Below are 9147 nucleotides of genomic sequence, written 5' to 3'. Positions count from 1 at the left end.
CCCTCTTCCCTAGACAAGAAGAGATCATCAACCAAGGGCTGCACCCATGATCAACCAGGGCCACCACCCACAACCCCGACGTTAAAACCCAAGGGAACCCTCACAGAATCCGAGTCCGTGAAGGGAACCACCACGGAATCTGATTCCCTCGTGGTTCCCTTCACAGCCTCAAATCCCACCACCCCAGCCGCACGTGGGACCCCCTCAACCCACCACCCTGGCCGCACGCGCGAACCCTCAAAACCCACCACCCAGGCCGCACGCGCGAACCCCACGAAACCCGGGCAGCCAGCCCCCGCCCTGCACCCCGATACGAAGCCAAAACACGTGCGGAGGGTGCTTGTCAAGGCATCTTTCCCGCCTTGACAAGCACCCTCCGCACGTAGTCACAATCCCGGCTTCGGGGTGCCCCACCAGTCACCCCTACCAGCCACCCCACAGCAGGAACCTCACAACCGCCCCACCCAGTTGCGCAGCAACCGCGCCCCGGCATCCCCGGACTTCTCCGGATGGAACTGCGTAGCCCACAACGGCCCGTTCTCCACCGCCGCCACGAAGTCCTCCCCGTGGTTCGCCCACGTCACCTTCGGCTGCTGCCCCGCCAGCCCGGACTCCAGCTCCCACCGCCGCGCAGCGTACGAATGCACGAAATAAAACCGCTCGTCCGCGCCGACCCCGGCAAAAAGCTCCGACCCCTCCGCCGCCCGGACCGTGTTCCACCCCATGTGCGGCAGCACCTCGGCATGCAAGCGCTCGACCGTTCCCGGCCATTCGCCCGTACCTTCGGTCTCCTCACCGTGCTCGACGCCCCGTGCGAACAGGATCTGCATCCCCACGCAGATCCCCAGCACCGGCCGTCCCCCGGCCAGCCGTTTGCCGATGATCCGCTGCCCGTGCACGCCCAGCAGCCCGCTCATGCAGGCGGAGAACGCGCCCACCCCGGGCACCACCAGGCCGTCGGCCTCCACCGCGGCATGCGGGTCGGCGGTGACCTCCACCTCGGCGCCCGCGCGCGCGACGGCGCGTTCGGCGGAGCGGAGGTTGCCGGAACCGTAATCGAGGATCACCACACGAGACACCCCCCGAGCGTAGTCCCCGCGAGAAATCCGGCCCGACCCACGTTTCGTCCGCGCCGGAATCGGGTACCCCCTGTGGCGCGAGTGGCACCGCCGGTGCCCCCGGACCCGGAAAGAGGGCGAAATGTCCGAGTCCGACCTGCTCTGCCGAATGCTCCAAGCCTGGCGGGAAGACATCGAAAGCGTGCCGTTCCCGCAGTTCAGTGAGCTGACCATCCCGCTGCAGAAGACCCGGGCCGACGTCGACGCGGCACGCCGGGCGGCTGCCCCCGTCACGAACCACCACCGGCGGGCCGACGGCGGCTGGTGACCTGGTCGCCCCTCATCACGTGAAGAATTCCTTCAGGGACAACGCGATCGAGCCCGCGTCGAGGCCGTGCGCGAGATCGTGGTCGGCAAGAGTGCCGTAAATCCGCACCTCCTTGTCCCGCCGCGTGCCGACGTTCAGCAGCCGGTGCGGCAGATCCGCCAGCGCGTCCGCCACCTGATGCGCGGACGTCCCCTGCAGATACGGCTCCACCAGCGCCACATCCGCCACTCCCGTCACTGCAGCACGCAGACCCGCAGCATCGAACGGCCGCACTGTGGACGCATAGAGCACCGTCACATCCATTCCCGCGGTCGCGCGCAGCACGCGGTCGAGCATCGGGCCGACCGCGATCACCACCCCGCGAGTCCCGCGGCGCAGTGGCTGGAATCCGACACCGAGGTGCGCGGTCGCGTTCTGTTGCGCGGAAAGGCGCAGGTACGTCCGGCTGTCTCCGGGTACCGAATCGAGCAGCAGCCGCCGGGCCTCGTCCGGATGCCCGGGGACGTGCACGTACCAGCCGGGTAACGAGTCGATCAACGCGACGTCCCCGGGCGCCTGGTGCGTACGGCCTTCGGCAGGCATGTCGTATGACGCGCCGTACGACACGAGCACCGCGCCGAGGTCCTGGTGGCTGAGGTCGAGTTTGACCTGCTCGAAGGCCCGCTCCACGAGGAACGCGTTGAACGTGTGCACGATCGGCCGCATCCCGGCCAGCGCGAGCCCGGCGCCGGTGCTCACGAGCAGCTGCTCGCGGATTCCGACGTTGAGCACCCGGTCCGGATGGCGGCGTGCGGCACCGGCGAGCGTCGCGGCGGAGATGTCGGCGAGCACGAGCGCGACGTCCGGGTCCGCGTCGACGATTTCCTCTGCGGTGGCCAGAAACGTGTCGCGCATGGTCGGCATCGTGGTCGGCATCACAGCCCGCCTTTCGGTTCCACCACAGCGATCACGGCCAGCGGCCGCCCCGGATGCGGACTGGTGAACGCGTCGTACAGCGCGTCGTGGTCGCGGCCGGACACGGTGCGCGTCGCCCAGCCCTCCAGGTCGAAGCGGCGGGCGATGCCACCGGGCCAGCCGTGGGTCGAGGATTGGTTGTCCACGACGACCGTCGTCAGCCGCTCGAGCCCGAGCCGCGCCGCGACGACGATCGCCTCGTGATTGGACCCCTCGTCCAGCTCCGCGTCGCCGACGAGAGTCACCACTCGCGCGTCGGCACCACGGGCACGCAGGCCGAGCGCCGTACCGAGGGCGATCGGCAGGCCGTGCCCGAGGGAACCACTGGAAATCTCGACGCCCGGCACGCGCACGCGATCCGGATGGTGCCCGAGCCGCGACCGCGCGGAACTCCAGCCGGCCAGCTCGCTTTCGTCGAGGTACCCCTTCGCGGCGAGCACCGCGTAGTACGCCATCGGGCCGTGCCCTTTGGACAGCAGGAACCGGTCACGCCCGGGGTCGCGCGCCGGGCCGGTACGCAGGACCCGGTCGAAGAGCACCCACAGTACGTCCACTGTGGACTCTGCGGCCGCGTGGTGCTTGTCGTCGCCGGTCATCAGCGAGATCAGCCGGGGCAGGTCCGCGTAGCCCGGCACCTTCGTCGTGGTGGTCATGCCTTCGACGATGCAACCTCGACCAAGCTCAAGGTCAAGCGCTAACCTGGACCAATGACGAGGTTGGCGGACAAGCTGAGCATCGGGCAGGTGGCGGAACGCAGCGGGGTACCGCACACCGCACTGCGGTTCTACGAGGAGCGAGGCCTGATCAGCTCGGAACGCTCGGCGGGCAACCAGCGCCGCTACGCACGTTCGATCCTGCGGCGGATCGCGTTCATCCGAGCGGCCCAGCGAGTGGGACTCTCGCTGGAGGACATCAGCGAGGCGTTGGCCACGCTGCCGGCCGACCACGCCCCCACGAAAGCCGATTGGGCCCGACTGTCCCGCGAGTGGCAAACGGAACTGGACGCCCGCATCGACGCCCTGCAACGCCTCCGGGACCGCCTGACCGGCTGCGTCGGCTGCGGCTGCCTGTCACTGCGCAGCTGCGGGCTGTACAACGCCGACGACGAACTCGCCCGCTTCGGCCCCGGAGCAAGCAAACTACGCCCGGTAATGGAAGGCGGAATCTGACGCGCCCACCGGAGCGCTCCGGACTCGGCGCCGCCCACCCCGCGAAGCACCCCCCGACCCGGCGCCACCCACCCCGCGAAGCACCCCGGCTGCTGACTCCGCCGACCCGCGACGGTGTGCAAGGCGCAGTCGTGCGCCCGTGATTGCGCGACCCGTTTCCCGCCGACCGGGGGAAGTTCACCCGCCGACGCGATCGCCATCCGCTGTCGGCGGAGTTCGGCCGCCCGACTCGACGAAGTCATTTATCGACACGGCCAACCTCAACGCGAACTCGGTGGCATCCGGCCGTCGTCGCAACTCGGCGCAACTCGGCGCCCCAGCTCGGAGCTCCCAACCGCCGACCCAACCGCCGTATACCCGCCGGACAGCAGGGCTCAGCAAATCCGCCGACGAGGGCGGCCCAGCAACCGGCGGCCCACGTCGAGCAATGCCCGGCGCAGGGTTTCGTCGTCGACCTCGACCAGGTCAGGGGCGCCGCCTGCCATGGCGATGCCGAGGAACGTCACGATGGCGGTCGCGCGGGCGGGTACGTCCGGGTCCGGGCCCGCGACGATCGAGATCAGCGCGTTCTTGAACCCCTCCACCCCGTGGGCCGACTTCGCGAGCGCGGCGTCGATGCCCGGGTCGCTCGAGAACAGCGCGACCAGCACCCGGTGCCGCACCACGAGGTCCACGAAACCGTCCAGCAGGTGGTCCACGCGCGCGCCGCGCCGGGGGTGCTTCGCCGCCGCTAGCACCAGCTCGTCGAGTTCCCGGATACCGGGCGCGGCAACGGCTTCGGTGATCTCCGCCTTCGTTTTGAAGTGGTAATACACCGCTGCCTTGGTGACGCCCAGCTCGTCGGCGATCATCTGCAGCGACGTGCCTTCCACCCCGTGCTCGGCGAACAGCCGGAGGGCGGTCTCGAGCAGGCGGCCCCTGGTTCCGGCGACCGGTTGAGCGGTCGTCATCGGACCTCCTCGTCAGGCGGAGTGCGCCCTGATCCTACCTGCCGATCGGCAGGCCGGAAACTTGCCGTGCGGCTAGTCACATCCTAGCCGATCGGCTTGGAATCTACTTGCCGAACGGCTAGCTTCGACGTCACCGGTTCGAGTGAGTCGCAGAGCCGAAACGGAGACGAATTCCATGGCTTCTTTCCTGTACCGGCTCGGCAGGCTGTCGTTCCGCCGCCGGGCCTTGGTCACCGCGATCTGGGCGGCCGTGCTGATGGCTTTGGGCGCCGGCGCGCTCACACTGTCCGGCACGCTGTCGGACTCGGTGACCATCCCGGGCACCGAATCGCAGCAGGCCATCGACCGGCTGGCCGAGCGCTTCCCGCAGGCCGCCGCAGGGGGTACCGCGCGGGTCGCGATCGCCGCGCCCGAGGGCCGGAAAGTCACCGACCCGGTGGGGCAGGCCGCGGTCGAATCCGTGGTGGCGAAGCTGAAGACCGCGCCGAAGGTGGCCGCGGTCGTCGACCCGTTCCAGGCGCAGTCGGTCTCCCCCGACGGCCGGGTCGCGCTCGTGCAGGTGAGCTACCAGGTCAAGGGGTTCGAGCTCGCCGACACCGACCGGCAGGCCCTGCTCACGAGCGGCGAGCAGGCGAAAAAGCAGGGCTACCAGGTCGAGTTCGGCGGCGACGCGGTGCAGGGCATTCCCGAAACCGGCGCCACCGAAGGGCTCGGGGTCGCGGTCGCCGCGGTCGTTCTCATCATCACGTTCGGTTCGCTGCTGGCCGCCGGTATCCCGTTGCTCACCGCGCTGATCGGGGTCGGCATCGGGATGGCGGGCATTCTCCTCGCGTCCGGCTCGCTCGAACTGAACTCGAACACCCCCGTGCTCGCGCTCATGATCGGCCTCGCGGTGGGGATCGACTACGCGCTCTTCATCGTCTCCCGTTACCGGCACGAACTCGCCGAAGGCCGAGATCCGGAGGAAGCCGCCGGAAGAGCGGTCGGCACCGCAGGTTCCGCGGTGGTGTTCGCCGGGCTCACCGTGATCATCGCGCTCGCCGGGCTCACCGTCGTCGGCATTCCGTTCCTGGGCCAGATGGGCATTGGCGCGGCGGCGACGGTCGCCATCGCCGTGCTCATCGCGCTCACCCTGCTACCCGCGGTGCTCGGATTCGCCGGGGCCCGCGTGGGCCGAAGCCGGATTCGGTTGCGGCGAAACACGAATGGCCCGTCGCACGGCGAACGCTGGGCGCGATTCGTTGCCCGGCACCGGGTTCCGGTGCTCATCACGGCACTCGCCGGGCTGGCCGTGGCCGCGATCCCGGCGCTGAGCATGCAGCTCGGCCTGCCCAACGACAGCACCGCAGCGCCGGAATCCACCCAGCACAAGGCGTACGAGCTGGTCAGTAAGGGCTTCGGCGAGGGCGCGAACGGACCGCTGCTGGTGGTCGTCGACACGAACCACAACCCGGGTGCGCTGCAGCAGGCGGCCGCGGGGATCAGCAAGCTGCCCGACGTCGCTGCCGTGACGCCGCCGCGCGTCAATCCGGCCGGGGACACCGCGGTGCTCACCGTGATCCCGAAGAGCGGCCCGAGCAGCACGCAGACCGAAGACCTCGTCGCGGCAATCCGCGCGCAATCCGGTCCGCTGCACAACGCGACCGGCGGCAGTCTCGCGGTGACCGGTCAGACCGCGGCCAACATCGACGTGTCACAGAAGCTTTCCGACGCCATGCTGCCGTACCTCGCGCTGATCGTCGGGCTCGCTTTCCTGTTGCTGATGCTGGTGTTCCGCTCGGTCCTGGTACCGCTGAAGGCGACGCTCGGGTTCCTCGGCTCGGTGGTTGCGACGTTCGGCGCGGTGGTGGCGGTGTTCCAGTGGGGCTGGCTCACCGACCTGCTGGGCGTCGAGTCGACCGGCCCGATCATGAGCATGCTGCCGATCCTGCTGATCGGTGTCCTTTTCGGACTCGCGATGGACTACCAGGTGTTCCTGGTCACCCGGATGCGCGAGGAGCACGTACACGGCGCGCCGCCGCAACAGGCGATGGTGACCGGGTTCCGGCACGGCTCGCGGGTGGTCGTGGCGGCCGCGCTGATCATGATCTCGGTGTTCGCCGGGTTCGTGCTGGCCGAGTCGACGCTGATCCAGTCGATCGGGTTCGCGCTCGCGTTCGGCGTGCTGGTGGACGCGTTCGTGATCCGGATGACCATCGTGCCCGCGGTGATGTCGCTGCTCGGGCGCGGTGCGTGGTGGCTGCCGAAGTGGCTGGACCGGATCCTGCCGAACGTCGATGTGGAAGGCGAGCGCCTGGTGCGCGAACTCGGTGCCCCGGACGACGACGAACGCGAGCTGGCCCGCGTGTGATCAGCTGACCAGCCAGGCGATCGCCCCGCCGATGGCCAGCAGCGCCGCGACGCCGAGCACCACGGCGAGGACCTTGGCGGTCTTCCAGGTCGAGTAGACGCCGCCGGCCAGGAAGCCGCCAAGGGCCAGCAGCAGGACGGCGATCACCTCTTTGCTCACGGGGCCCAGCTTGCCACACCGGCTGCCGGGCCCCGCCGGGCACCGCCCCAATGCCACATTCGCTGCATCACACGCACCCAACGCCGCATTCGCTGCATCACACGCACCCAATGCCACATTCGCTGCATCACACGCACCCAACGCCACATTCGCTGCATCACACGCACCCAACGCCACATTCGCTGCATCACACGCACCCAACGCCACATTCGCTGCATCCCACGCACCCAACGCCACATTGGGGCGATCCCATGCACCCAACGCCACATTGGGGCGATCGGCTAGAGCACGCCCTTCGTGGACGGGATACCGCCCGCGCGCGGGTCCGGTTCCGTGGCCGCCCGCAGAGCCCGCGCGACGGCCTTGTACTCGGCCTCCGCGATGTGGTGCGGGTCGCGGCCGTGCAGCACGCGGACGTGCAGCGCGATCTGCGCGTGGAACGACAGCGAATCGAAGACGTGGCGCGTGAGCACGAACGGGTAGTTGCCGCCGATCGTGAAGGTGTTGAACTGCTCCGGCTCGCCGAGGTGCACGCAGTACGGGCGGCCGGACACGTCGATCGCCGCGTGCGCAAGGGTTTCGTCCATCGGGATCCACGCGTCGCCGAACCGGCGGATGCCGCTCTTGTCGCCCAGCGCCTGGCGCAGCGCCTGGCCGAGCACGATGGCGGTGTCCTCGACGGTGTGGTGCGCGTCGATGTGGATGTCGCCGGTGGCCTCGACCTTCAGGTCCAGCGACCCGTGCACGCCGAACGCGGTGAGCATGTGGTCGTAGAACGGCACCCCCGTCGCGATCTCGACCTGTCCCGTCCCGTCGAGGTCCAGCTGGACCAGGATGGACGACTCCTTGGTGGTGCGTTCCACCTTGCCGATGCGGCTCATCGGGGGACTTCCTTACTCGCTTCGAGGAAAGCGTCGTTCTCTTCCGGGGTACCGATCGTGACGCGCAGGTGTCCTTCGATGCCCACGTCGCGGATCAGGACCCCGTGGTCCAAATAGGACTGCCAGCTCGCCGCCGCGTCGCCGAACTGTCCGAAGAGGACGAAGTTGGCGTCGCTCGGTACCGGCGTGAAACCCAGTCCCAGCAAGGCTTCCACCACGCGGTCGCGTTCGGCGGCGAGCTTGTGCACCGACCCGAGGGTGGCATCGGCGTGCCGGAGCGCGGCGCGGGCGGCGGCCTGGGTCACCTTGGACAGGTGGTACGGCAGCCGGACGAGCTGCAGTGCGTCCACAATGGCCGGTGCGGCGGCGAGGTACCCCAGCCGTCCACCGGCGAACGCGAACGCCTTGCTCATCGTGCGCGACACGATCAGCTTCGCCGGGTACTCCGCGAGCAGCTCGATGGCGCTGGCCTGCGAGGAAAACTCCGCGTACGCCTCGTCCACCACCACGATTCCCGGTGCCGCGTCGAGGACGCCACGCAGCTGGTCCAGCGGGATCGACCCGCCGGTGGGGTTGTTCGGGCTCGTGATGAACACTAGGTCCGGCTTGCGCTCGGCGACCGCTTCGGCGGCCTTCGCGGTGTCGAGCGTGAAGTCGGGACGGCGCGGCACCGGCAGCCAGTCGGTCCGCGTGCCGGACGCGATGATCGGGTGCATCGAGTACGACGGTTCGAAGCCCAGCGCGCTGCGGCCGGGTCCGCCGAACGCCTGCAGGATCTGCTGCAGGATCTCGTTCGACCCGTTCGCCGCCCACACGTTCGCCTCCGACAGCACCACCCGCGTGGACACGGTCAGGTAGTCGGCCAGGTCGGTGCGCAGCGCGACCGCGTCCCGGTCCGGATACCGGTGCAGCGACTCGGCTTCCGCTCGCACGGCCTCGGCCACGTCGGCGACCAGCTCGGGCGGCGGCGGGTACGGGTTTTCGTTGGTGTTGAGCCGGATGGGCACGTCGAGCTGCGGGGCACCGTACGGCGTCTTGCCCCGGAGGTCTTCGCGCAGCGGCAGTTCGTCGAGGGTGATCTCGCCACCCGGGATCGCTTCGCTCACCGGCCGTCTCCTTCGAAGCGGGCGGTGACGGCTTCGCCGTGCGCGGGCAGGTCTTCCGCGTCGGCAAGCGCGACCACCCGGGATGCGACCTCCCGCAGGGCGTCCTCGCTGTAGTCCACGACGTGGATCCCCTTCAGGAAACTCTGCACCGACAACCCCGACGAGTGCCGCGCAAACCCACCCGTGGGCAGC

The 9147-nt window shown here is 69.3% G+C and carries 11 protein-coding genes; 3 read left to right on the top strand and 8 right to left on the bottom strand.

The features are described from left to right. Nucleotides 1-449 precede the first annotated feature (449 nt). Nucleotides 450-1070: an imidazole glycerol phosphate synthase subunit HisH gene (gene hisH, locus OO71_RS45555; protein ID WP_033296365.1), complete on the bottom strand. Its 621-nt coding sequence runs from the start codon at nt 1068-1070 to the stop codon at nt 450-452. Nucleotides 1071-1200: 130 nt separating this feature from the next. Between hisH and OO71_RS45550 the strand changes: the two genes are divergently transcribed. Then, nucleotides 1201-1386, top strand: coding sequence for a hypothetical protein (locus tag OO71_RS45550; protein WP_033296364.1), 186 nt, complete (start codon nt 1201-1203; stop codon nt 1384-1386). 15 nt (nt 1387-1401) lie between these two features. Here the strand turns inward: OO71_RS45550 and OO71_RS45545 are convergent, their stop codons facing one another. Then, nucleotides 1402-2289 carry a transketolase family protein gene (locus OO71_RS45545; RefSeq protein ID WP_033296367.1) on the bottom strand — a complete coding sequence of 296 codons (888 nt, stop codon included), beginning with the start codon at nt 2287-2289 and terminating at the stop codon, nt 1402-1404. 11 nt (nt 2290-2300) lie between these two features. Then, on the bottom strand, nt 2301-2993 hold the full coding sequence (locus OO71_RS45540; RefSeq protein WP_033296363.1) for a thiamine pyrophosphate-dependent enzyme: 693 nt from the start codon (nt 2991-2993) through the stop codon (nt 2301-2303). 54 nt (nt 2994-3047) lie between these two features. Between OO71_RS45540 and soxR the strand changes: the two genes are divergently transcribed. Continuing rightward, nucleotides 3048-3509 carry a redox-sensitive transcriptional activator SoxR gene (soxR, locus tag OO71_RS45535; protein WP_033296362.1) on the top strand — a complete coding sequence of 154 codons (462 nt, stop codon included), beginning with the start codon at nt 3048-3050 and terminating at the stop codon, nt 3507-3509. 374 nt (nt 3510-3883) lie between these two features. Here the strand turns inward: soxR and OO71_RS45530 are convergent, their stop codons facing one another. Then, nucleotides 3884-4459 carry a TetR/AcrR family transcriptional regulator gene (locus OO71_RS45530; protein WP_033296361.1) on the bottom strand — a complete coding sequence of 192 codons (576 nt, stop codon included), beginning with the start codon at nt 4457-4459 and terminating at the stop codon, nt 3884-3886. Between the two features lie 175 nt (nt 4460-4634). Here OO71_RS45530 and OO71_RS45525 point away from each other — a divergent pair, with 175 nt between their 5' ends. Next, on the top strand, nt 4635-6809 hold the full coding sequence (locus tag OO71_RS45525) for an MMPL family transporter (protein WP_033296360.1): 2175 nt from the start codon (nt 4635-4637) through the stop codon (nt 6807-6809). Here the strand turns inward: OO71_RS45525 and OO71_RS51420 are convergent, their stop codons facing one another. From OO71_RS51420 to OO71_RS45510, 4 genes are all read right to left on the bottom strand, one after another. Continuing rightward, on the bottom strand, nt 6810-6968 hold the full coding sequence (locus OO71_RS51420) for a hypothetical protein (RefSeq protein ID WP_169776632.1): 159 nt from the start codon (nt 6966-6968) through the stop codon (nt 6810-6812). It lies immediately after the preceding gene. Nucleotides 6969-7249: 281 nt separating this feature from the next. Further along, nucleotides 7250-7849 (bottom strand): imidazoleglycerol-phosphate dehydratase HisB, encoded by a 600-nt coding sequence (gene hisB, locus OO71_RS45520; RefSeq protein ID WP_033296359.1) that lies wholly within the window; start codon nt 7847-7849, stop codon nt 7250-7252. After that, entirely contained in the window at nt 7846-8955 is a 1110-nt protein-coding gene (locus tag OO71_RS45515) for a histidinol-phosphate transaminase (protein WP_245633981.1), read from the bottom strand. The genes hisB and OO71_RS45515 overlap by 4 nt, the downstream gene beginning before the upstream one ends. After that, a partial coding sequence (locus OO71_RS45510) for a histidinol dehydrogenase (protein WP_033296358.1) occupies nt 8952-9147 on the bottom strand: 196 nt, incomplete at its 5' end. The genes OO71_RS45515 and OO71_RS45510, both read right to left, overlap by 4 nt.

The sequence above is a fragment of the Amycolatopsis jejuensis genome (genome assembly GCF_000717335.1).
Lineage (GTDB): Bacteria > Actinomycetota > Actinomycetes > Mycobacteriales > Pseudonocardiaceae > Amycolatopsis > Amycolatopsis jejuensis.
Note: the sequence above shows the minus strand (reverse complement) of the source record. Positions and strands in the feature narration are given on the sequence as shown.